This is a genomic window from Falsiroseomonas oryzae, from assembly GCF_027856955.1.
Taxonomy (GTDB): Bacteria; Pseudomonadota; Alphaproteobacteria; order Acetobacterales; family Acetobacteraceae; genus Falsiroseomonas; species Falsiroseomonas oryzae.
This window is the reverse complement of the sequence record NZ_JAPSMD010000003.1, coordinates 1-22,939: the sequence shown is the minus strand read 5'-3', so window position 1 is coordinate 22,939 and position 22,939 is coordinate 1. Positions and strand designations below refer to the sequence as shown.

At 67.5% G+C, this 22,939-nt stretch carries 14 protein-coding genes and 2 pseudogenes; 6 read left to right on the top strand and 10 right to left on the bottom strand.

All coding sequences use genetic code 11. The features are described from left to right. Nucleotides 1-11: 11 nt before the first annotated feature. The 3 genes from OZN99_RS00940 to OZN99_RS00930 are packed head-to-tail and all read left to right on the top strand — an operon-like array spanning nt 12 to nt 8,192. Complete coding sequence (locus OZN99_RS00940; RefSeq protein WP_270933283.1) at nt 12-1,859, top strand: hypothetical protein; 1,848 nt, start codon at nt 12-14, stop codon at nt 1,857-1,859. Then, on the top strand, nt 1,852-3,138 hold the full coding sequence (locus tag OZN99_RS00935; protein ID WP_270933282.1) for a hypothetical protein: 1,287 nt from the start codon (nt 1,852-1,854) through the stop codon (nt 3,136-3,138). The genes OZN99_RS00940 and OZN99_RS00935 overlap by 8 nt, the downstream gene beginning before the upstream one ends. Then, entirely contained in the window at nt 3,135-8,192 is a 5,058-nt protein-coding gene (locus tag OZN99_RS00930) for a DNA translocase FtsK (RefSeq protein WP_270933281.1), read from the top strand. Before OZN99_RS00935 ends, OZN99_RS00930 begins: the two co-directional genes overlap by 4 nt. Nucleotides 8,193-8,390: 198 nt before the next feature. On the opposite strand, the gene OZN99_RS00925 is transcribed toward OZN99_RS00930, so the two are convergent. The 8 genes and pseudogenes from OZN99_RS00925 to OZN99_RS00890 all read right to left on the bottom strand — a co-directional run bounded on the left by OZN99_RS00925 (nt 8,391) and on the right by OZN99_RS00890 (nt 18,564). Next, nucleotides 8,391-9,884: a DNA cytosine methyltransferase gene (locus OZN99_RS00925; protein WP_270933280.1), complete on the bottom strand. Its 1,494-nt coding sequence runs from the start codon at nt 9,882-9,884 to the stop codon at nt 8,391-8,393. Nucleotides 9,885-10,777: 893 nt separating this feature from the next. After that, a pseudogene (locus tag OZN99_RS00920) lies at nt 10,778-12,219 on the bottom strand (IS1182 family transposase). Between the two features lie 404 nt (nt 12,220-12,623). Next, nucleotides 12,624-13,381 (bottom strand): IS5 family transposase gene (locus OZN99_RS00915; protein ID WP_270933279.1). Its coding sequence is split into 2 segments (ribosomal slippage): nt 12,624-13,048 and nt 13,048-13,381, totalling 759 coding nucleotides; the frame shifts between segments, so codons are not numbered across the junction. 74 nt (nt 13,382-13,455) lie between these two features. Then, nucleotides 13,456-14,694: pseudogene (locus tag OZN99_RS00910) on the bottom strand (IS701 family transposase). A gap of 226 nt (nt 14,695-14,920) precedes the next feature. Next, on the bottom strand, nt 14,921-15,898 hold the full coding sequence (locus tag OZN99_RS00905) for a 2-dehydropantoate 2-reductase (protein WP_270933278.1): 978 nt from the start codon (nt 15,896-15,898) through the stop codon (nt 14,921-14,923). A 10-nt stretch (nt 15,899-15,908) separates the two neighbouring features. Beyond that, nucleotides 15,909-17,426 (bottom strand): acyl--CoA ligase, encoded by a 1,518-nt coding sequence (locus OZN99_RS00900; protein ID WP_270933277.1) that lies wholly within the window; start codon nt 17,424-17,426, stop codon nt 15,909-15,911. A gap of 71 nt (nt 17,427-17,497) precedes the next feature. Then, entirely contained in the window at nt 17,498-18,313 is an 816-nt protein-coding gene (locus OZN99_RS00895) for a metallophosphoesterase family protein (RefSeq protein WP_270933276.1), read from the bottom strand. 11 nt (nt 18,314-18,324) lie between these two features. Then, nucleotides 18,325-18,564 (bottom strand): YgaP family membrane protein, encoded by a 240-nt coding sequence (locus OZN99_RS00890; protein WP_270933275.1) that lies wholly within the window; start codon nt 18,562-18,564, stop codon nt 18,325-18,327. Nucleotides 18,565-18,714: 150 nt separating this feature from the next. Here OZN99_RS00890 and OZN99_RS00885 point away from each other — a divergent pair, with 150 nt between their 5' ends. Next, nucleotides 18,715-19,413 carry a glutathione S-transferase family protein gene (locus tag OZN99_RS00885; RefSeq protein ID WP_270933274.1) on the top strand — a complete coding sequence of 233 codons (699 nt, stop codon included), beginning with the start codon at nt 18,715-18,717 and terminating at the stop codon, nt 19,411-19,413. A 2-nt stretch (nt 19,414-19,415) separates the two neighbouring features. Continuing rightward, nucleotides 19,416-20,051, top strand: a complete 636-nt coding sequence (locus tag OZN99_RS00880) for a VOC family protein (RefSeq protein WP_270933273.1) — start codon at nt 19,416-19,418, stop codon at nt 20,049-20,051. Nucleotides 20,052-20,229: 178 nt separating this feature from the next. On the opposite strand, the gene OZN99_RS00875 is transcribed toward OZN99_RS00880, so the two are convergent. Then, entirely contained in the window at nt 20,230-20,853 is a 624-nt protein-coding gene (locus OZN99_RS00875) for a class I SAM-dependent methyltransferase (RefSeq protein WP_270933272.1), read from the bottom strand. Between the two features lie 152 nt (nt 20,854-21,005). Here OZN99_RS00875 and OZN99_RS00870 point away from each other — a divergent pair, with 152 nt between their 5' ends. Continuing rightward, nucleotides 21,006-22,394 (top strand): PleD family two-component system response regulator, encoded by a 1,389-nt coding sequence (locus OZN99_RS00870; RefSeq protein WP_270933271.1) that lies wholly within the window; start codon nt 21,006-21,008, stop codon nt 22,392-22,394. Nucleotides 22,395-22,493: 99 nt separating this feature from the next. Here OZN99_RS00870 and rpmG read toward each other — a convergent pair whose 3' ends face one another. Next, nucleotides 22,494-22,661, bottom strand: a complete 168-nt coding sequence (gene rpmG, locus OZN99_RS00865) for a 50S ribosomal protein L33 (RefSeq protein ID WP_270933270.1) — start codon at nt 22,659-22,661, stop codon at nt 22,494-22,496. Between the last annotated feature and the right edge of the window lie 278 nt (nt 22,662-22,939).

The window sequence follows — 22,939 nt, the reverse complement described above, 5'->3', positions numbered from 1 at the left end:
CCGGGGACCAAATGGCGTTCGAAATCAACGACCATGTTGAGCGGCTTCACCGTTACCTGCCGTTCGACGTGTCCTTCGACCAGATCTACGAAGAGAACCGGACGGCTCGCGACTCCCTGGAGATCGAGACTCGAGCACTGCGATATCTGGCCGCCGTGCTCGGTGACGAGCCCACGCTGATTGTGCTCACCGGGGACGCCGGACACGGCAAGACGCACCTTTGCAACCGGATCCTCCGCGAACATCTCGGCTACGATGAGGCAGCTGCACGGCGCGCAGTGCGCGAGGCGTGCGATGGACGCAGGCTCGAGCCGCTGGAACTGCGCCAGGGAGCGCGTGCTCTACGTATCTTCAAGGACTTCTCCGAACCAACCCCCGATGCGGCACGGGATCTCCTGACCGCGGCTCTGGCCGACACCACTTGCGCCACGATAGTCTGTGTGAACGAGGGGCGCCTGAGATCCATCCTGGCTGCAGCGGAAGACACCTCGCTGCACAGGCTGAGATCCGCCTTCCTGAACTCTTTTCAGTCAGGCCTAGCCTCAGATGATGGCCGCCTTCACATCGTGAACCTGAACTACCAGTCGGTCGCGGCCGAGCCAGATTCGATCGCCGAGCGCGTGTTGTCGGGTGAGAGCAGGATGTGGGGATGGCTCGACCAGCGGCGCTGGAACATCTGTGACAGTTGCGACGCAAAGTCCGGTTGTCCGATCAACCGGAACGCCACGCTGTTGGGCGGGCAGACAGGTGCCGTCCGGCGGCGGCGGCTGAAGGAGCTGATGGCGCTCATGGAGCGCCTGGGAACGGTCATCACGATCCGCGAGATCCTCATGGCGCTTGCCTATGCGCTCACTGGCGGGCTCCGGTGCCGCGACGTACGCGCCGACGCGCACCGGCAAGGCTGGCAGCACGAGTACATGTTCTACAGCACGCTTTTCTTTGCGCCGCGCAGCATCGGTCGCGACAAGCTGGCAAGGATTCCTGTCCTGAAGGAACTGGCAGCCCTGGACCCAGGCCGTCTGGCCGAGCGTCGCGTCGACGAGCGCCTCATCAACAACCCTGACGGCTTCAAGGATGCCGGTTGTGAGCTGCTGTTCACGCGTCGGATCGGAAGCCGGACGATAACGATCGACGCCACCCGAGGCATCGACGACATAGTCGGAGAAGGACGAAACAGCGATGAGCGGCGTGCTGAGGCGGCCTTTACCAGGGACGTCGTGAGCGCACTTCGCCGTCGGGACTTCTTTGAGCATTCGGATGGCGAGGATTTCGAGGCCCGGCGCCTCGGCGTGAGCCATTACGGCGACTTTCAGTTCCTGCTTTCAGACGAGAACGATGTCAGCCGGCGAGTGAAGATCAAGAACAGGCTGATAGCTGGCCTACATACGCTTCAGGGCCTGAGGCTGCCGTCGTCGGAGGCCACCCTGCATCTGGTGGATCCCGCATTCGGGCGCTCGATGGGCCAGGCGGCAATCATATCGCGCAAGATCTCGTCGAATCAGATCAGGCTCCTGCGTCAGTCTGATGGCTGGAGATTGGTGGCTGGCGAGCCGCATGCGCTCCGCAACGCGGTGGACTGGATCGAGCGCAGCATCCTCCTTCTCGTGGAGCTGGGAGACGGAGTTCAGCGTCAGCACGCGCTCGATCTGCTGGCCTTCGACTGCGTGATGCGCGCCGCCGCTGGCTATCTGCCGGAGACGTTTTACGCCCCGGACATCCGGCGGATCCTCAACTTCCTAGGGCTGCTTGCCGAGCGGAGCCGACAGGATGCTCACGACAGCATCAGCATAATGGTGCATGGAGCCTTGCATACGGTGGCCCTGGAGGAGGGCGGCGTGATCGTCGTCGGGGGTGGCTGACGTGAAGACCCCGCAGATCTCGCTCGCCCTCACCGGCGGCATTCTCGTCTCCGATGCAGCCGGCCACTATCCTGGGTTGGAGCTGTTCAACTACGTCTACGGCACGGCTGACGATATCCTGACCAGCACAGACACGCCGACATTCACGAGAACGGGCCTGGATTTCGCACGGCGCCTCGTCTGGGATCCGGAGCGATTTGCAAAGCTCGGGCTCGGCGAGAAGTTCTTCGTCGGCGAGAACGCCGACGAGATCCTCCGGCATCTCCTCAGCTGCCTTCAGCTGCGCGTGCCCGATCGAAAGACCCCGAATTGGGAGGCGGCCCACTTCTTCCCTTACAGCCGATCGCTCATCCACTGGGACGCACGCAACGCCCGATCTCAGGGGCGCGGAGACGTGCAGGTCGAGCGCCGCTACCTGCGTGGTGGTGGCGCGCTCGCATACAAGGTTCTGAGGACCGATCCGGATCCAAAGCGCCGCGCTGAGCTGATAGCTGGCTTTCGGGAGCTGATGCCCAAGCAGGCCAACACGCCGTTGGAACGTCTGGCTGCCGTCCTGGCTTCCCACAGCAAGTACATCAACGTCACAGGCGATGAGATCGAACAGGGCGCGCAGCCGCAGGGGGACGAGCTGGATGAGCAGTTCCGCGCCGGCATGGCGCGAATCCTCTCGCATACCGACATCTCGTCGACGGCGCGCGTAAAGGCTGTCGTAAACTGGACGGGAATGTGGCTGACCCTCGTGCAGCGTGACCGGGCAGCACGCCGGCTCGGACAGGTGCGTCCGCCGATAATCGTCGACTGTGGATCAGGTCCCAGTCAGCTTCGCCGGGAGTCCGCGCGAGCGCTGAAGGACGTCGTGGTACTGATCGGCGACGCCGCCGAAGCGTGCCTTCCTGACGGTACGGACCTGAAGCCGAAGGCGCGACGCGACCTGACTGGCTTCTTCACGCGCACCTGTGCATGGACGCAGCTCGTCAACGCGTTCACGGGCAAGCGGCACTTTACGATCGGCCTGGATCTGCTCGAAGCACTGGTGCTCTCCCAGATTCCGGCACTGGAAGAAGTACCGTTCGAAGCATTCATCGACAAGGTCCTGAACAGACGCTTCGGTATCGTTGTTGGGCGTGAGGCCGCAGCCCGCGAAGGTCTGCTGAGCCGGCTGGACGCGAGCATGTTCGAGGATAATGAAGACGCATTTGCCGCTCAGCTCTCCGCGGCAGGCTTTCTCAAGGCCTACTCGGACTCGACACGCATGGTCGGCTTTCGGAACGTACGATGACTGCGAACCTTATCGCTTGCCTGGCTTACGAGACGGCACGTCACTTCCTCCTCAATCCTGGCGAGAAGAGCGCCGACGGTCGTCCGGCTCTGCGGCTCAAGAATTTGCTGCCAGGCGAGGTCGGCGATCTACTGGAGCTCTGGACAAGACACGCTCACACCGACGGGCTTGCAGCCATTCGGGTCGTGATCGCGCGAGACAGCGAGATCGCCTGTGATGCTCGCTATTTCGCCGATCCGGACAAGTCGATCACGTGGTACCGAAACCACAACGAGACGGGGCTTCTCTACCTGCAGACCAAGGTTGAGTCGGACGAGCAGGGTCTCGAGTCGATGTTCACGGTGCTCGACCGCAACTATCTCGACGGATCCCTGGAAACGCAGGGCTTCTCGCCGCTGCGGCGTCTGATGCAGCTGGGATGGGAGGCCGTGTGTGGCCTGGGCGTGGAGCCTCCAAAGCAGCTGCCGGAGCGTCTGGAGATCGTCAGGACCGCGCTGCGGGACAGCGGCATCGCCGTCTCCGTCAGACCCTTTGCCGCATTCGTCGAGCGTGCTGCGCGGGAGATCCTGGCGTTCAGGCGCAGCGCAATAGACGAGCAGACGCTGGACCGCGGGATCGGTCGGGCTCTGCCCATGCTTCAGCTCTTTCCTGATGAGGCATGGAGCGAGGACAGCGACCCCAGGAGACGGCTGGCGCTCAATTTCCGCCTTGCGGATCTCATGAACCCAGCCGGTGTGGATCAGGACCCCGATGAGCTGACCGAGCTGATCGAACGCACGATTTTCAAGAACGGCCAGCAGCCCCTGACGGGCGAGGAGCTTGCTCGATGGCGTCGGCTTTGTGTTGCGTACGTCCACGAGCGCTCTGACGCCGCCCGAGAGGCGGTCCCATTTGCGGTCTATCGCCAGATCTTTGCAAAGTCGGCCGTGACGGGCGTGACGCTGGGCGACCGCGTACATGAGGAGATCCTGGCCGCAGCTCCCGAGCGGATTACTGAGTTCGAGGCGCTGGGCGTGCAGGATGGCCTCAACCGTCGTGAAGGAGAGGCTGCGCGAGCCCTCATAGAAGCCGTACCGCCGGAAGACACGCCTCCGCTCGTCGACGGCCTCCCCATGTCGACACAGAAGCTGCTCCAGAGGCTGGCCTATCCTCGCAACCGTAGCTTCGACAACATCTTCACACAGATTGTGGAGATCATTCGGAGCGTGCCCCACGAGGAGGCCGCTCGGTGCGAGCTGCGCTGTGGTCGACTCGAAGAAGCCGATCGAGCCTCGCTTGGGCTGTTCGCCTTCCTCTACGGGCCGAGCCTGGCAGAGATGGCAGAAGGATCGGCGCTCCAGGCGCCCGGCATCCTGTTCGTGACCGATCCTGAGCTGACCTCCATCGTCCCGCCGCCTGAACCGCGTGCGAGGGAGGGCCATGCGGAAGGGACATCGGACGAGCTGGAAGAAGGTGCTACCGACCTACCGCTGACCTGGACAGGCGTCCCGCTCGAGTTGCGGATCATGCGGGCAGACGGGACGGTTCTGGAAGAGAACGCCACCCTGCGTTGGCGTCCTGATGACATCGAATGGCTGGCATTCGGCTGGCTGATGATGGCGGCGGTGGACGCGCCTCGTAGCGACGGGCCCCTCGAAGCTTCGACCGAGTGGCCCGATCTTGTCACACAGGCCGCGCAGCGTCTGACCCCGCTCGATCGCGCATTCGGGGCCGCTGGATCCAACGTTGCATACGCATCCGATCCCGGCATCCACGAGCTTCAGCGGTTGCGCAGGGATTTCCTCACCGAGGTCGCTCGCTCCGGCCTTTCCGTATCCACACTGGCTGCGTATGCGGAATCCTGGGGAGAGCTGCTGCATCGTCTTCGCGGAGAGTACATTCCGAATGGCGTGCTGGACCCTCGGCTCCGGCTGCTTGCAGGACAGGACGTCGTGCACTGCAACTCGCGCCTTCGGGCGCTGATGCTCATGTCGCACCCGCTGCGTCTACGTTGGTTCTCCGCTTATCTTCGAGAGCTCATGAATGTCACCATGAGCGCGCTTGGTGGCCGCTTGCGACTGAACAGCATCAATGAGACCTACTATCTCGACAAGCTTGAGCGGCTTTCGGCGCACGGCCAGCCGCCGATGCTCGCCACCGATGCACGCACGCTTCTCGTGCCGGTTTCCGAGCATGGGGTTGCCGAGGCGTATGCTGCAATCAAGCAGGAAGGGCAGATAACGACGCTCTGGAAATCCGAGCTCGACGAGACCTCACTGGGGGACATTTCACAGCAGGTGCTGGAGTACCTGCGCGCTCACCCCCATAAGGCCGACGGGATCAGCCTCCTGTTTGTTCTGCCTTCGGGTGGCTCGGTTCCTGGTCGGGTGGTCCAGCTGATCCGAAAAGGCGAGTGGAGAGATCTGCCGGTCCGCTGCCACGTCGTGGCGCCGCGCGCGAAGTGGCCGGGAGTGATCGAGCATTTTCAGGTGCTCGAGACGGAGAGCCGGATGGCGGGCGCTGGCCGCCTAAACCCTCCGCTCCAGCTTGAGCTCCTGGACTGGCAGGGCGAGGTATCTGCCAGCCAGCTGCTGAGGCAGCTTTCGTTCGACGTCGCCATTGTTCCCAACTTTTTTGGCGATAAGGTCGACGTCAACGAGCATGCCGAAGCACCTCGGGCCGGGCGGGGACGCTTCGATCCGCTTTACGACGCGCCGGTTCATGTCGATGTGGACGCTGACCCCGGGTCGGTCTCGATCGTGCTCACGCCCGATATGCCCGACCCTGTTCTCGACGACTGGTCGACCATAAACGTTCGGCTCCTCCGGTCGGAGGCGATCGTTCCCTCGTCGCCCGAGTGGACCGACTTTGTGAAGCTGCGCATTCGTTTTGAAGAGGCGGCAGCGCTCTTCAGCAGCCTGCACGAATGCAGCCATTGGGTCGTGACCCTCGATCGCTACGTCGGCCGGAGCCAGATCGAGAGCCTGCCGCAGCGGCCGGACGTGCTGACTGTGCGCGAAGGCGTGGGTCAGAACGGGCTCGCGACCCTTGTGGTGTCTTCCAACGCCGGCCGAAAATTCGTCATTCAGCGTCTCGCCCGCAAGCTTGAACGACTGTCCGGCTCCGTCTCCGGGTTGGACGTGTCGAAGCTTGCCACACGCATCTACGACGAGATCCGAGAGGTTGCACCAGGCCTGATCCTCCGATCGATGGGCATATCGCGGATAACGGAAGAGGTCCTTGGCCTTATGGTGGCCAAGCTGATCGCAGATCGTGAGATGCCCGCGCCACCGGGGGCGACGTCGATCTGGATTTCTCTGGACGAGCATTCGGACTGGTTCGGCGGCGACCATGGTGTCCGCGCGGACCTTTGCCGCGTCGACCTCGCTCGGCAGGACGATCCTCAGACTCGTATGGGCCGTCTCCAGATCGGCATCGTGGCAGTCGAGGGCAAGCTTCGTCAGCAGTTTGATCCGTATGGCGTGGCTCAGGCGTCTCGGGCGGCAGCGCTCATCCGCGGGGGCCTCGCTCCACGCGTCGAAGGCTCGGACGAGAACATGGCCGATGCGCATTTCTGGCGAAGGTCGATACTGAGTGCTCTGCGCGGCGTGAGCGACAAGGCGGCGGTGCATCATGTTCGCAGCGGTGGTGATGCCGTCGCGGCGCGACTGGACATCGAGGACGCAATCGACATCCGCGCGGGATCGTTCGAAGTCGTATCGCAACGGGCACTGTACTCCATCTGCCTCTATGAACGGCAGGGCAAACTGGATAGGGAGATGCTTGAGGGCGTCACTGTCTTCCGCTCTTCAGCCAAGCACCTCCTCGAACTTGTGGAAGCGAACCCCGCTCTTGGCGGCCGCGCAGCTCCCGTGCGGCAGAACGAAGCCGAGATGTCAGAGGGCACCGATTCCATTGCGGGTGGCAACACCGACCTTGAGCCGCGATCCGCCGTCACAGTCACAACGGTGAAGACACCCAGCCTAACTTCAGGCCCGACAGCGACGGCACTTCGCGGCGGGATGGGCGATGCGAGAATGCAGGCGGCCTACCAAGTCGTCCTCGACACCCTGGCCGAATTCAAGATCTCGGTTCAGACGCCTGATGACGGCCGTTCGCCGTTCATCGAGGGACCAGCCTTCGTTCAGTACCGCGTCCTGCCTGCAAGGGGGGTAGACCCAAAGCGGGTTGCTGGCTGCGAGGATGCGCTGCGCCTCGCCCTTAAGCTTGAAGAGGGCAAAAGGCTGCGCTTCGCCATTGGTGGCGGGACGGTCAACATCGACGTCCCCAAACTTGATGCAGACCGGTACTTCGTAAGAGCCGAGGATCTCTGGTCGGCTTGGTCCCGGCCCAGCAGCGGCCAGCTGGCCGTGCCGATTGGGGAGAATCAGCTGGGTGAGGTGGTCGCTATCAATTTCTCTTCCCCGAACTCCCCGCACCTGCTGATCGGTGGAGCGACAGGCAGCGGAAAATCTGAGGCACTGAACACGGTGCTTCGCGGCTTGACACGGTTCTACTCGCCCGACGAGCTGCGCCTCGTGCTCGTCGATCCAAAGCAGACCGAGCTGGCGCCCTTCGAGGGTAGCCCGCACCTGTTGGGGCAGATCGGGTATTTCGAGGATGATGCAATCGAATGCCTGGAGGCGGCCGTAGAGGAGATGCAATCTCGCTACCAGCGCTTTCGCACCGAACGCGTGCGCGACCTGCCAGAGTACAATGCGAAGTTCCCCTCGGACCGGCTGCCCTGGCAAGTCGTCGTACTGGACGAGTACGCGGATCTCGTGTCGGAAGGCGAAACCCGCAGGCAGGTTGAGGCAGCCGTGAAGCGGCTCTCCCAGAAGGCGCGGGCTTGCGGCATCCACGTGATCATCGCCACTCAGAAGCCAAGCGCCGAGAACATCAGCACCACAGTCCGCTCCAATCTTCCGGCACAACTTGCTCTCAAGTGCCGAGGCGTCGCGGAGAGCCGTGTGGTGATGGATGAGCCTGGCGCCGAAACCCTGAACGGAAAGGGTGACGCGTTCCTCAAGGTCGGCGATCGTGTGGAGCGGGTTCAGTGTGCGCTGGTGAAATGATGAGCCGGGCTGTTCCTAGACGAGGCTGCCGCAGACTGCGCGCGGCCCGGACACTCGACGACTTGCGGCGGGAGCGCGCTCCAGGGCGGAAGCTGCCTTGACCTGTCACGGTGGGCTTTGATCACCACGTCCGAGGCAACTTCGCTGTGAAGGCAGGCGGCCGGGCAGCGCTGATCGATTGCACCAACCTCCAGCCCGTCAGGCCTCGGCGATCTGGCGATCCGTCTCGCGCTCCGGAGTTGCGCCTGCGACACCTTTCAGGGTGTCAGCCATGGTGCATGCAAGCTTGAAGGCCAGGAGCGGCGGCACCGCATTGCCGATCTGCCGGAAGGCCGCGTTCATCGCTCCATAGAACCGGAACCCGTCCGGGAAGCTCTGCAGGCGAGCCGCCTCACGCACGCTGATCGTGCGTGCCTGATCTTTGGCGTAGTGGATGTGCGTGTAGGAGTCCTTTCCGAGGTGCGCGAGCAGGGTGCGACTGGGGCGATCGGGAATGAGTTTCCACCAACGGTTCGGATAGCTGCCCACAGGATAAGGCGGGACCATCTTCTTTCGCAGCTTTTCGGCAGTCATCACGCCGGCTTGGCGCCCTGCCTGTCGTCGAGCCTTCAGCTCACGCTGAACCAGCCGTTCGGCTGCCTCCAGAGCTTCGGGATACTCGTCGCCTGGGTTCATCTCACGAAAGATCGGAAAATCCCGCGGAAGATGTCTGATCACGTGATCGGAAATCCCGTCCGGCGCCTCGAAGCCGGGCCACTCCCGCATGTCTGCCGCATAGGTGCGTGATGCCGCTTGAGCGGCGTACGGCATCGCCGTCGTAAAGCGGCGCGGCCCCCGCTTGGCCTGCTCCGAAAGATGTGCGGAGAGGAGCGGCAGATCCTGCAAGGCCTCTTTCGCTGAAATGGCGGCCGGCGCATCGCGGCGCGCGGCGGGCGGGACCGTGTAGTCTTGCGTGGAGAAGAGGTCGACCTGCTGTAGCGCAGTTGCCAGCGTGCCTCGGTAGCCGATCGGTAGCTCGGATTGGTGTGTTCTCTCGGGAAACGCCGGGATGATGCCGAGCTCCTCCCGGTAGGCCATGAGGAACACGCGCAGCCTGATCTGAGGGACGCCATAATCAGCCGCGTTCAGGATGCCGTAGCGTGCGACATAACCCAGCGCGTGGAGACGGTCCGCAACCCTCTGAATGACGTTCTCGCCGCCGTAGTTGAGGGCATCGGGCACATTCTCCATGAGCAGGGCCAGAGGCCGGAGCCGCTCGACATAGTGGAGATAACGCCGATGCAGCTGGCCGCGCCCGTCGGTCAGGAAGGCGTCCTTGGCACCGGAAACCGCAGCGAGCTTTGCACGGCCCACGCGCGCATAGGCTTGGCAGGGAGGACCGCCCACCACGATGTCAATCGCTTGCTCAGGCCGCCCGGCGCACCCAAGGTCCGCCAGGAGGCCCTCGGGCTCTGTTGTCTCGATGTTGCGCGGCTTGCGCAGCCTAGCCACGGTGTCCTCGCCCGTTCCGGCATGGAAGTTCAGCGCATGCGAGGCGATGGCTTCCGGATCCCGGTCTATGCCGGCCACTATTTGGAACGCGGCTCGCTGGAAGCCGACCGACATGCCGCCACATCCGGAGAACAGGTCGAGCACCCGCGGAGCGCCTCCGTTTCGCAGCCTCTCGATCTTTGCAGCGATGGCGGCGTCCATCGCCTGCCTACCCCTTCTCTGCCTTTGCCATGCCTCGGAGTCGCGCTCCGAATGGGGCAGGATACTGCGAGGTGCTCCCGTCATCAGCAAGCGCTGACGTAACTGCCCGATGCCCGTGTCTCACGGAAGCCGGTCGTGTCATATCGCGTGGTGTAGGAGGGCAATGATCCTCGGCGGGTTGCACCGCGGGGTCAGGCGGGCACGGCCAAGAGCCTGACGGTGGCACTATCGCTGACGGTGCTGATGGCGTCGAGGGTCATGTAGCGCGAGCGCTGGGTCGCCCAAGCATCGCATTCCTCCGCAGCTTCGCGCCGAGCGTCATTTGCAGTCCCGCCGAACTAACTCCATCGCGGAAGATGGGACGCTGTTTCGCCAAGCATCTTCGGATTTGGTGCTGACACGCACCAGTTCTCAGTTTCGTCGCAGACGGGACGCCACCTCACGCCGCAACGAACTCTCTCCCGGAAGCATGCCGGCGCCGTAAGGCGCAGATTTTCCGTGGGTTTGGCGCGCGGACTGGCGGATGCGCCGGCGGAACGAGGGCCAAAAACGCCTCTCTCCGGCCCCGGCTTCTCCAAACCTGGCGACTTGGCCGATTTACCCGCCAGGCTGAAAGCCGCGTAATTCCTCGGGGTTCTGGGGCGAAGGTGTGGCGGAGTTGGAGAAAGCGATCGGGGACCAAAGAGGACAACCGCCGAATCGTTGATTGCCGAATCACGGCGTCCGCGTGAACGTCCTCCGTGAGCGAAGACGAGCGGGTATGTCCGCTCACGACCGAGGCTGTGTGGAAACTCGTCAGGTCGATTGAGGCCGGCGTCAGCCGGCGCCGGAGCCCGGCGTTCGACAGACTGGCGGTGACCTCGCAGGCGCTGGGCGGGCCGGGTCCGCGACCCCTACCTGGCTGGGATGGCTTCCAGGAGCGGCCCGATGCCCTTGATCGCGATCACCCGCTTCATGTTGTAGGCCAGCACCTGCAGGCTCATCTCCGTACTGACCCGCTTTATGGTCCGCGTCAGGAAGTGCGCGGCGCCCATCCAGGCCTTCAGCGTGCCGAACGGATGCTCAGCCGTCTGCCGTCGCAGTCGCATGGCGTCTGGCTGGGCGTCGAGCCGGCGCTGCATGGCATCTAACACGCCCTCGTGCTCCCACCGCGTGATGCGGCGCAACTTGGCCGGCGTGCACTTGGTCTTCAGCGGGCAGGCCGGGCACCTGGTGGTCCAGTAGTAGCGCAGCGTCATCCCGTTCTCGTCGACGCGGTTGAACCACCACTTCATCGTCTCGCCGGCAGGACAGCGGTAGACGTCCACCTCGGGCAGGTAGACGAAGTCCTGCTTGCCGAAGCGACCGTCCGCCTTCGCGCCGGAAGTCATCGGCTTGGGCACAAGCGGGATGTGGCCGGCCTCCGTGCACGCCAGGACCTCCTCGCCGGCGAAGTAGCCACGGTCGGCGAGGACCGTCAGCGCGTTGTGGCCCATCGCCTCGCCGGCCTTCGCCGCCATCGTCGAGAGCTGGGCGCGGTCGCTGCCGATGTTCGTCACCTCGTGCGCGACGATCAGGTGGTGCTTCGTGTCGACTGCGGCCTGCACGTTGTAGCCGACCAAGCCCGTATCCTTGCCCGTCGTCGCCATCGCGCGCGCATCCGGGTCCGTCAGCGAGACCTGCCCATCGGGTGCCGCGCGGACCGCTGCCTCCATCTCTCGGAGGTGGGCCATGCGCTCATCGAGCCGAGCAAGTCGGTCCTTCAGGCGCTCAGTCCGTGCGCGCGCCATCTCTTCCTCCTGCCGGTCCGCGCTCTCCAGCTGGGCGAGGTAGCGCACGACACTCGCCTCGGTCTGCTCCATGCGATGCCGGACGATGTTGAGGGTGTAGTTACGCTCTCGGGCGTTCACCGCCTTGAACCTGCTGCTGTCGATCGCGACCGAGGCCCCCGACAGCAGATCGAGCTCGCGGCAGAGAAGGACGAAGCGCCGGCAGGTGGCGCGGATCGCCGGGCCGTTGTCCTTGCGGAAGTCGGCGATCGTCTTGAAGTCGGGCGCGAGCCGGCCCGTCAGCCACATCAGCTCGAGGTTCCGACCCGCCTCGCGCTCCAGGCGGCGGCTCGAGGGAATACGGTTCAGGTAGCCGTAGATGTAGATCTTCAGCAGCGTCGCCGGGTGGTAGGCGGGCCTGCCGGTGTGCTCGGGCACGACGCCCTCGAAGCCGAGCTCGGCAAGATCGATCTTCGCGACGAAGGCATCGATGACCCGTACTGGATTCTCCTCGGACACGTAGTCGTCGATGCACGGGGAAGCAGTGCCGTCTGGCGGCGGTCCTCGCCTTCGACGAAGCGCTTCATCCCGGCCTCCCCAGCAGCGCGGGAATCCTATCACGTCAGAGAGTTTTCACACGGGCTGGACCCAAAGCGGACGTCCGCTTCCGCCGAGACGGAAGATCGAAGACGGGGCGCGTTCAGCCTCTTGGTGCTGCCCGCGGCAACGCCGACAGCGCGCTCGGGCGTGCAGACCGAATCGATTTCCTTGAATTGGGACGGGTCACCGGCGGCCGCGGCGAAGTGCGGCAATGCCTTAGGTCGGATCAGGCAGTTCGGCGTGAATTCCTCGCTCAGCTTCGCGTCGCTCGGTGAAGCCCACGTCGAACACGACCGACACGTATCCACTACCCGCCCGTGAGCGCGCGAACGGAGTGGAGGCTTGGCGGCGCCTCCAGCCTGGCGTCGGACCGACGCCCTAGGTCGGGGACTCATTTGACCCAGTCTGCGACGGTGGCGACGAGAGCGAGCGCGGCGATGTAGTTGCGGGCCAGGCGGTCGTAGCGTGTGGCGATCCGGCGCCAGTTCTTGAGCCTGCCGACAAGGCGCTCGACGAGGTTCCTGCGGGCATAGGCTGTCTTATCCAGCGGGTAGGGTGTGCGCCGGGTGGCGTTGGAGGGGATGACCGCCTCGGTGCCGCGCGTCGCGAGCCAGCGACGGAGGCTGGCGGCGTCGTAGGCCTTGTCCGCGATCCCGCGCCAGGATGGCTCGACGGCGCCGAGCAGGCGCGGTGCGATGGTGATGTCGGCGACGTTGCCAGGCGTTAGCGCGAGCGCGACCGGTCGGCCGCGATCATCGGCCAGGAGATGGATTTTCGAGGTGCGGCCGCCCCTCGAGCGCCCGACTCCCAGCGTCCACTCCCCCCTTTTCCACCCGCCGCCGAGCGGTGCGCCTTCACGTGGGTGCTGTCGATCATCAACTCGGCCGGCACCTCGCCCAAGGCGGCAACCCGCTCGAACAGGCGGGCCCAGAGGCCGCGCTGCGACCATCTGTTGTAGCGGTTGTAGACGGTGGTCGGCGGGCCGTAGTCGGGCGGCACATCGCGCCACCGGCAACCCGTCTTCAGCACGTGCAGGATGCCGCTGATGATCCGCCGGTCGTCCACGCGCGGTCGCCCCGGCTTGCCCCGCGGCAGGTGCTGCGCGACCACCGCCCACGCTTCGTCCGACGGCCAGAACAGCCGCGCCATCGCCGCCTCCTCAACAGGTGGAACCCATTCAGAAGGCAAGAACGCAAGTCACCTCAGAAGGTTGTTTGAGGTCCCTACCTAGGCGGCGGTCCTGCTGTGCGTTTTTCCCCCTTCGTCATGGCGAGCCTCTGGGCTTGCAGGAAGGCATAGGCGATCATCGTCATCAGCGCGTGGCGGTGCAGTCCGGCCCATGATCGGCCTTCGAAGTGATCGAGGCCGAGTGCTTCCTTTAGCTGCTGATGCGCCTGCTCACAAATCCAGCGTGCCTTGATGGCGGCGGCGAGGGCGCGCAGGGAAGTGCCCGCGGGAAGATTAGAGAGATAGAACTTCCGCTCATCACCGGCGCGTCGCTCACCGACGAGCCACACCTCCTCACCCGGCATGTGCTGGTCGCCCAGGTCGCCGATCCGCTGCGTCGGCCCGTCGGCGATGCGCACGCGCAGCGCCGCGAAGCGCGCCGAGAGCCGTCCCTAGGTGCCGCTGCGCCAGGAAACCGACTGCCAGGTCGCGCCGGCGAGGATCGCCTCGGCTGCCTGCGACGTCTGGTCAGGGATGTGACGCTGGCGCGGTCGGCCGCGGCCAGCGCCGGGAAAGATCAGCGCGACATCGGCCAGATAGACCTTCTGGTGGCGGGGGATGCCGACCGCCCAGCGCAGGTCGCGCCCACTCAGCGCCTGACGGAAGGGTGCGCTCAGGCCGGAGCCGGCATCGGCCAGCACCGTGCCGAAGCGCAGCCGCGCCGCGCGCAGACGGTCGACCTCCTCGATGGCGATCTCGGGCTTCGTCCTCGCGGCCTGGAACTCCACCGGCACTCCGGCGCGCTGCATTCTCTCGGGATTGGCGGTCCAACTGTCGGGCAGGAACAGCCGCAGCCTTACCATCACGGGGATCGCGCCGCGGGCCAGGGTGAGCGACACTAGTGTTTGGCAGTTCGCCTGCTTGCCGAGCGCCGAGGCGTATTGCGGCGCCACGCCGACCGAGGCGCTGCCCTTCTTCGGCAGCGCGGTGTCGTCCACCACCAGCACCGCGTCATCGCTACCGAGCAGCCCATCGGCGTCATGGGCCAGTCCCTCCAACAGCGGCGCGGGGTCCCAGGTGCCGGCCGAGACGAAGTGGTGGAGCCGATCGTGCATGCCGAGGCCGAGCCGCTCGGCCATCGGCTGGATGCTCTTGCGATCGCCAGGCCCGATCAGCCCGGCAACGTAGAGCGGGCACATCCGCTGGCGCGCCTTGTGACCGAGCAACTCCAGGAAGGGCGCGAGCCAGCGCTCCAGATCACCCCGCCAGCCCGCGCTGATACCCTCTCGCGCCATGATCGGCTCTCCGACGCCGATCCCTCATGAATCACGCAATAGCCGACAGGGGAATTCGAGATCGGCAGCCGCCCGCCCAATTCTGCCAAAGTAGTGCTAGCCGAGCCCCGACCGCTGGCGTCCCCCGGTGTCCTCCCGCGGCTCGCCGCGGGAGGCGGCGCTATGCTGCCGAGGTCGACGCCATGCCGGGGCCCCCGCGGCAACGCGAAGCGTTGTTGCGGGGAATTCAGTAGCACCCCGCCGCGCGGCCGCGGGCGCGGACCAGGGCGAGGACGGTGCGGCAGGTCGGGACCGGCACCTCGACCAGTTCCGCCAGCTCCACCACCACGCCGAGTAGCGCGTCGATCTCCATCGGTCGACCGCGTTCCAGGTCCTGCAGCATGGAGGTCTTGTGCGCGCCGACCTCCGCGCCGCCGGCGATGCGCTTGTCCACGTCGATGGCGAAGCGCACGCCGAGCTTCTCGGCCACCGCCTGGCCTTCCAGCATCATCGCGCGCGCGACCCCGCGCTGCCCGTCATCGGCGATCAGCACGTCGAGCGTCGCGGTGGTCAGCGCGCTGATCGGGTTGAAGGCCATGTTGCCCCACAGCTTCACCCACATCTCGTCGCGGATCTTCGGGCGCACCGGGGCCTTGAAGCCGGCGGCGATCAGCGCTTCGGACAGGGCCGTCGCGCGCGGCGTCTTCTGCCCGTCCGGCTCGCCCAGCGTGAAGCGGTCGCCATAGGTGTGCTCGATCACGCCGGGCTCCGGCACCTCGGCGGCGGGATAGACGATGCAGCCGATGGCGCGCTCGGGCGGCAGCAGTTCAGACACCACGCCGCCGGGGTCCACGCTCTCCACCCGACGGCCTTCCCAGGGGCCGGCCAGCTTGTGGAAGTACCACCAGGGAATGCCGTTCACCGCGGAGACGATCGCTGTCTCCGGCCCCAGCAGCGGCTGCATCTGCTTGGCCGCGCCGGGCAGCGAATGCGACTTCAGCGTGACGACCACGTAGTCCTGCGGCCCGGCTTCCGCCGCGCTGGCCACGGCACGCACGGGGATGACGGTCTCCGTCCCCTCCGTGCGCAGCGTCAGGCCGCGCGCCTGCATCGCTTCCAGATGCGGGCCACGTGCGATGACGGTGACCGCGACGTCACCCTTGGCGGCGAGCTTCGCCGCCATCAGCCCGCCGATCGCGCCGGCGCCGAAGACGCAGAGCTTCATGGTCCGGTCCTCAGAGCGCGATGCCGAGCTTCTCGGCCAGGCCGATGCGCATCAGCTTGCCGGTGGCGCCCTTCGGGATCTCCGGCACGAACACGACCTTCCGCGGCACCTTGAAGTCGGCCAGCTGCTTCGCGGCGAAGTCGCGCAGCTCGCGCTCGGTCAGCTCCATTCCCTCGCGCAGGACTACGGCGGCGCCGACCTCCTCGCCCAGCTTGGCGTGCGGGATGGCGAAGCAGAGCACCTGCGCCACCGCCGGATGGGCGGAGAGCACGCCATCCACCTCCAGCGGGCTGACCTTCTCGCCGCCGCGGTTGATCAACTCCTTCAGGCGCCCGGTCAGCAGCAGGAAGCCGTCCTCGTCGAACAGGCCCTGGTCGCCGGTGCGGAACCAGCCATTGGTGAAGGCTTTGGCGTTGGCCTCCGGGTTGGCCTCGTAGCCCTTGGTCACGTTCGGGCCTCGGATCACCACCTCGCCGATCTCGCCCTGCGGCAGGATGGTGCCGTCATCGGCCATGATCGCCACCTCCGGTCCGGCCGCGCGGCCCACCTTGCCGGGCTTGCGCGGGCCTTCCAGCGGGTTGGAGCACATCTGGTGGCTGGCCTCGGTCATGCCGTAGCTCTCCACGAGCGGGCAGCCGAACACCTTCTCGATCTGCTCCATTACCGGCCCCGGCAGCGACGCCGAGGAGGAGCGGATGAAGCGCAGCGGCACCCGCCTGATGATCTCCGCGTTGCGCTCCGCGCGGCTCAGGATCGCCTGGTGCATGGTGGGCACCGCGGTGAACCAGCTCGGCTTCTCCTCGTCCATCCAGCGGAAGAACTTCAGCGCGTCGAAGCCCGGCGTGCAGACCACCGCCCCGCCGGCACCAAGGCTGGACAGCACCGCGGCGATCAATCCGTGGATGTGGAACAGCGGCATCACGTTCAGGCAGGTGTCGTCGCGCGTCAGAGAGAGGCTCGCGCCGATGTGCCGCGCGCTGGCCGTCACGTTGCCATGGGTGAGCGGCACGATCTTCGGCCGCGCCGTGGTGCCGGAGGTGTGCAGCACCAGCGCCACGTCGTCCTCCTGCGCCGTGCCGGGCAGGGCGGCCTGGCCGGCCGCGCCGCCTTCCAGCGTGAAGTCGCCGGCGGCCACGCCGGGCACGACCTCCAGGATGGGGACACCCAGCTTCGCCGCGGCCGCGCGGGCCGGGGTCTCGACGCCCCTGGCGACGACCAGCGCCTTGGCCTTCAGGTCGTCGATGTAGAAGGCGAACTCGTCCTCCCGGTAGGCGGGGTTCAGCGGCGCGGTGGTGGCGCCGCAGGCGACGCTGACGAAGACCGCCGCCATCTCCGGCCCGTTCGGCAACACGATCGCCACCCGGTCGCCGCGCCCGATCCCCTTGGCGTTCAGCGTCGCTATGGTGCGCGCACCCAAGTCGCGCAGCGCGGCATAGGTCAGCGGCGCGCGGCCCTCGGTGGCGCGCAGCGCCGGGCGTGTCGCCTCGCCCACCTCGAGAAGCTGGGGCACGGTGCGGAAGCCGGACATGCGCGTCTCCGAAAGGGGCGCCGGACCATATCCGCGACGACCGGGAGCGCAAGGGGGCGCGAGCCGGACCGCTACCGAGGGTAGGTCTGGTCCTGCACGGTGTCGATCAGCACCGCCTCCATCCCGGCCGGCGCCAGCCGCACCGTCTCGACATGGTCGGCGTGAAGGCGGTGCAGCAGCGCGCCCGGCTCGCGCCCGCCGGGGATGCCGGCCTGGTCGGCCGGCTTCACGTAGAAGGACAGGGCCGGCGCCCAGACATGCTCCACCTGCCCGCGCCGGACCTGATGGTGCAGGTGCAGATGGCCGGAGGCGACCAGGCGCAGCCCGGGGTGACCGAGCAGCGGCGCCAGCGCCGCGCGGGCCTCCGGCGGCACCGACCAGGGGTTCCAGGGCTCGTCCGCCGCGGCCAGGAAGGGCGGCTTGTGCAGGAACAGCGCGATCCGCCGCTCGCCGGCGTCGGCGGCGGCCTCGGCGATGAAGGCGGCCTGGGCCGCTTCTTCGGGGTGGCCGGTGCCCATCACCTCGGAGTTCAGCCCCACCACGCGCCAGCCGGGCAGGTCCACCACGCCGCGCCCGGGGCCCAGATGCCGGCGCCAGCGATCCAGCCGCGCGTCGTCCACCGGCTGCTTCGGCTGCAGCCGCGGCTCGCTGCCGATGTCGTGGTTGCCGGGCAGCGCCAGCAGCGGGGCGGGAAAGGCGCGGTGCAGCGCCGCCGCGAGCTCCATGTCGGGCTCGCGGTCGGCGCCGTCCAGCGAGAGGTCGCCTGTGGCGACCACGAGGTCGGGCGGGTCCGCCGCCACGGCTTGGCGCACACGCTCCAGGTTGGCGCGGAACAGCCCGTTGCGCGGCGAGAGATGCGCGTCGGACAGCTGCAAGATGGTGGGCACGGCGACCGGCCTCAGCCTTCGCGGGGCGCCGGCGGCCGGCAGGTGCTGATGCCGAACAGCGGATACACCGGGCAGACACCCGTCAGCCCGGTGACGAGCGGCAGGAAGCCCAGGATCCCCCACCAGCCCAGCGGGCCGAAGATCCACATCATCACCAGCGCGGTCCCGACCGCGATCCGGATCGTGCGGTCGAGCTCCCCGATGTTGCGCCCGCCGCCCTGGTTGCCGCCATTCCCCGTCGTGGCGCCCACGCCGCCCTCCCGCGTCCAAGGCCAGGCGACAGCACAGACCTTGCGGGGCGCTTCGTCCAGTGGTTGAGCGACGGAGCGCGCGACGGGGGGTCAGGCTGGACGCGTCCTCCGCCACCGGGCCATGCTGCCGGGCGAGGAACGGAGCACGGAATGCCGATCGAGGTCTGGACCTGGCCGACGCCGAACGGACACAAGGTGCACATCGCGCTGGAGGAACTGGGCCTGCCCTATACGGTGGTGCCGGTGAACATCGGCGCCGGGGAGCAGTTCAGGCCCGAATTCCTGGCGATCACGCCGAACCACCGGATCCCCGCCATCGTCGACCCGGACGGCCCTGGCGGGCAGCGCATCGCGTTGTTCGAGTCCGGCGCCATCCTGATCTACCTGGCGGAGAAGGCCGGCGCGCTGGTCCCGAAGGACCCGGCGGGCCGCTATGCCTGCCTGCAGTGGCTGATGTTCCAGATGGGCGGCATCGGGCCGATGTTCGGGCAGTACGGCCACTTCCACACCTACGCGCCGGAGAGGATTCCCTACGCGATGGACCGCTACGCCAAGGAGGTGCAGCGCCTGCACCGCGTGCTGGAGAAGCGGCTGAGCGAGACGCCTTGGCTGGCCGGCGCCGAATACTCCATCGCCGACATCGCGACCTTCCCCTGGGTGCGCCTGCCCGAGCGCCGGGGCATCGACCTCGCCCGGTTCCCGGCCGTGAAGCGCTGGCACGATGCGATCGCCGCGCGGCCGGCGGTGCAGCGCGGGGTCGAGGTCCTGTCCGAGCGTCAGCGTCGCGGCCAGATCAGCGACGCCGAGCGCGAGAATCTCTTTGGCTCCACACAGTTCCAGGTGCGCTGACCATGGCCGAGATCGACCACATCGTCGTCGGTGCCCGCACGCTCGAAGCGGGCGCCGCTTACATCGAAGCGCATCTTGGCGTCAGGCCGGGTCCGGGCGGCCGGCATGAGGGGGTGGGCACGCACAACATGCTGCTGGGCCTCGGGCCAAGCTGCTACCTGGAGGTGATCGCGCCTGACCCGGACCAGCCCGATCCGCCGCATCCGCGCCCCTTCGACCTGGACGACCCGGGCGTGAAGCTGATGCTGGAAGCCGAGCCCCGCCTGGTCGCCTGGGTGGCGCGCACCCCCGTCCTGGACGCCGTGGTCACCCGGCTCGGCACGCACCACGCGGGCGAGATCCGGGCGATGAAGCGCGGCAAGCTCTCTTGGCGGCTGGCGATGCCGCCGCAGAACCAGGACATGAGCAACCTGATCCCGGCGCTGATCCAGTGGGACGACCATCGCCCGCGCCTGCCCGATTCGGGCGTACGGCTGGTGGCGCTGGAAGCCGAGCATCCCGAGGTCGACGCGCTGCGCAACGCCCTGGCGCAGCGCGGCCTGGAGGAGGCGCTGCGGCTGCGCCGCAGCCCTCAGGCTCGCCTGGTCGCCCGCTTCACCCGCCCCGACGGCCGGGAGGCTGTGCTGGCCAGCCGCTGACCGTCGCTCGGCCGCCTTGCCGGACGTGATGGAACCGCGCGGGCCGGTGGTCGATTCGGGCCAGCCATGCTACCGTTGCGTGCCAGCGCGAAGCTTCCGTATCGCGCTTCGCAAGTGGGCCGCGGGGCGCGCGCGGCCGCGTGCCGGAAGGACCCTCATGCCGCCGCGGCGTCCCGCATCACCGCTCGGGCCGATAGCGCCAGACGCTCGCCGGCGGGATGTTCCACGGCGTCCAGGCCTCGCGCGTCGCCTGCAGGCCCAGCTTCCGGTAGGGCAGGGGCGAGGTGATGCAATAGGTGTAGAGCAGGAAGCCCTTGCCCGGTGCCACGCTCTCCACCGCATCCACGAAGCGCCGCTGCTGGGCCAGCGGCAGCATCACCAGCGGGATGCCGCAGATCGCCGTGCCGACCTTGCGGTGCAGCCGCGCCGGCAGGGCATGCGCCAGGTCGAAGGCATCCCCCTGGATCACGTTCACGCCCGGCAGCACCCCGCGCAGGTGCTCGGCCATGTCGCGCACGATCTCGACCACGACCAGACGCTCCGGCGGCACCCCGGCCTCCAGCAGCGCCCGGCTGATCACGCCGGTGCCGGCGCCGAGTTCCACCACCACCTCGTCCTCCGCCAGCTCGACCAGGGCGGCGATGCGCCGGCAGAGCGCCGGCGAGGACGGAATGACCGAGCCCATCTGCAGGGGGTTGGCAAGCCAGCGCCGCAGGAACAGCGTCGTGTTCCGCACCTCCCCATGCGACCGGCCGGCGACAGGCTCCCCCCTCCGCTGGCGACCCGCGGCGATCTCCGACATGAACGACTCCTCGACAAGCCCGTGACAGAGCGCGGAGACGGCTACCGGGGCGCCGTTGGCGGCGCCCGCCTGCTTCCGCGTCACCCGCGTGACAAGTCGCGGACTCCGGCGCCCGTTCGCGGCGCAACTCTCACGGTTCGGCGAGGCGCCGCATGACCGCGCGCGTCCTGGTGGTTGACGACATCCTGGCCAATCTCCGCCTGCTCGAGGCGAAGCTGCTGAACGAGTACTACGATGTCGCCATCGCCTCCTCCGGGCAGGAGGCGCTGACCATCATCGGCGGCTGGATGCCGGATGTCGTGCTGCTCGACGTCATGATGCCCGGGATGGACGGCTACGAGGTGTGCCGGCGGCTGAAGGCGCAGCCGGCCACGGCGCACATCCCGGTCGTCATGGTCACCGCGCTGACCGACCAGGCGGAGCGCGTGCGTGGGCTGGAGGCCGGGGCCGACGACTTCCTCTCCAAGCCGGTGGACGACGCGACGCTGTTCGCCAGGCTGCGCGCGCTGCTGCGCATGAAGCAGGTGCTGGACGCCTGGCGCCTGCGCGCCGAGACCGCGCGCGACCTGGGCTTCGAGCCGCCGCCCGGCCCACCGGCCTCGGTCGCCGGTGCCCGGGCGCTGCTGGTCCATGCCGATGCCGGCGAGGCGGAGCGGCTGGCCACGGTGCTGCGGCTCGACGGGCTCGAGGTCAGCGCCTGCGCAGACCCGGCCGCGGCGTGGGAGATGCTGCTGGCGCATCCGCCCGATGTCGTGTTGCTCAGCCTGTCGCTGGACGGCGGCGACGCGTTGCGACTGGCGTCCCGGCTCCGGGCGGATGCGGTCACCCGCGACGTACCGGTGGTTCTGGTGGCCGACGCTGCGCAGAAGGGCCAGGTGCTGCGCGGCTTCGAACTGGGCGCCAACGACCATGTGCTGCGCCCGGTGGACCCCAACGAGCTGCGCGCCCGCGTGCGCAACCAGATCCGCCGCAAGCGCTACCAGGAAAGGCTGCGCGCCGAGCTCGACCGCTCGCTGGAAATGGCGGTCACCGACCCGCTGACCGGGCTGCGCAACCGCCGCTATGTCCGGCGGCACCTGGATGCCGTGCTGCGCAGCGCCGGCGCGGCGGTGCTGCTGATCGACGTGGACCGCTTCAAGCTGGTGAACGACACCCACGGCCATGCGGCCGGCGACGTCGTGCTGCGCGAGATCGCCGAGCGCGTGCGGTCGCATCTCCGCGCCGCCGACGTGGTCGCGCGCTATGGCGGCGAGGAGTTCATGGTGGTGATGTCGGGCGCCGCCGCTGACGAGGCACGGCTGGTCGCGGAGCGGCTGCGCAACGCGATCGCCGCCGCCCCGATCGAGGCCGGCGGCCACCGCCTGCATGTCACGGCCAGCGTGGGCCTTGCCGCCGGCGAGCCGGGCGCCTCTTTCGAGGCGGTGGTGGGCGCAGCGGATGCGGCGCTCTACCGCGCCAAGAATGGCGGCCGGGACCGCGTGGAAGCGGCGGACGCGGCCGACTGGCCGCACGGTGGCGGGATGCGCCCGCGCCTGCCCTGAGGCAGGGGCCATAAAGGCCACGAAACAGCAAGGCCCGGCCGAGTGGCCGGGCCTGGACCAGCGGACGAGATCAGGGGGCGGGCAGGGTGCCCGCGGGGATCACTTGATCTTGGCTTCGCGGAAGGCGACGTGCTTGCGCGCCACCGGGTCGTACTTCTTCAGCTCGAGCTTGCCCGTCGCCGTGCGGGTGTTCTTCTTCGTGACGTAGAAATAGCCCGTGTCGGCGGTGCTCACGAGCTTGATCAGGACGGTGTTGGCCTTGGCCATCGGTCTGGTTCCAGCAGGCGCTGCAGGGGCGGTCCTGGAGCGGGTCGAAACGGGAAGCTCCGCGCGACCCCGGGCCGCACGGCGAAGGCCGGCACCATAGTCGGCCCGGTCGCCGGGTCAAGGCCGAACCGCGCGCAGCGCCGTCGCGTAGGCGGCAGGCGTCTCGATCAGCACGCGGGCGGCCGCCAGGTCGGCGGCGCGGCCCTCGGCCGGCGGGCATTCCCCACGCAGCGCCGCGACCTCCGACGGCAGCACCGGCGGCCGGGCCGCCCGCTGCC

Excerpts from the sequence above, each read along its gene's own strand:
- OZN99_RS00875 (WP_270933272.1), bottom strand. The coding sequence starts at position 20,853 with ATGTCGGAGATCGCCGCGGGTCGCCAGCGGAGGGGGGAGCCTGTCGCC.
- OZN99_RS00880 (WP_270933273.1), top strand. The coding sequence starts at position 19,416 with ATGGCCGAGATCGACCACATCGTCGTCGGTGCCCGCACGCTCGAAGCG.
- rpmG (WP_270933270.1), bottom strand. The coding sequence starts at position 22,661 with ATGGCCAAGGCCAACACCGTCCTGATCAAGCTCGTGAGCACCGCCGAC.
- OZN99_RS00900 (WP_270933277.1), bottom strand. The coding sequence starts at position 17,426 with ATGTCCGGCTTCCGCACCGTGCCCCAGCTTCTCGAGGTGGGCGAGGCG.
- OZN99_RS00905 (WP_270933278.1), bottom strand. The coding sequence starts at position 15,898 with ATGAAGCTCTGCGTCTTCGGCGCCGGCGCGATCGGCGGGCTGATGGCG.
- OZN99_RS00885 (WP_270933274.1), top strand. The coding sequence starts at position 18,715 with ATGCCGATCGAGGTCTGGACCTGGCCGACGCCGAACGGACACAAGGTG.
- OZN99_RS00870 (WP_270933271.1), top strand. The coding sequence starts at position 21,006 with ATGACCGCGCGCGTCCTGGTGGTTGACGACATCCTGGCCAATCTCCGC.
- OZN99_RS00940 (WP_270933283.1), top strand. The coding sequence starts at position 12 with ATGGCGTTCGAAATCAACGACCATGTTGAGCGGCTTCACCGTTACCTG.
- OZN99_RS00925 (WP_270933280.1), bottom strand. The coding sequence starts at position 9,884 with ATGGACGCCGCCATCGCTGCAAAGATCGAGAGGCTGCGAAACGGAGGC.
- OZN99_RS00930 (WP_270933281.1), top strand. The coding sequence starts at position 3,135 with ATGACTGCGAACCTTATCGCTTGCCTGGCTTACGAGACGGCACGTCAC.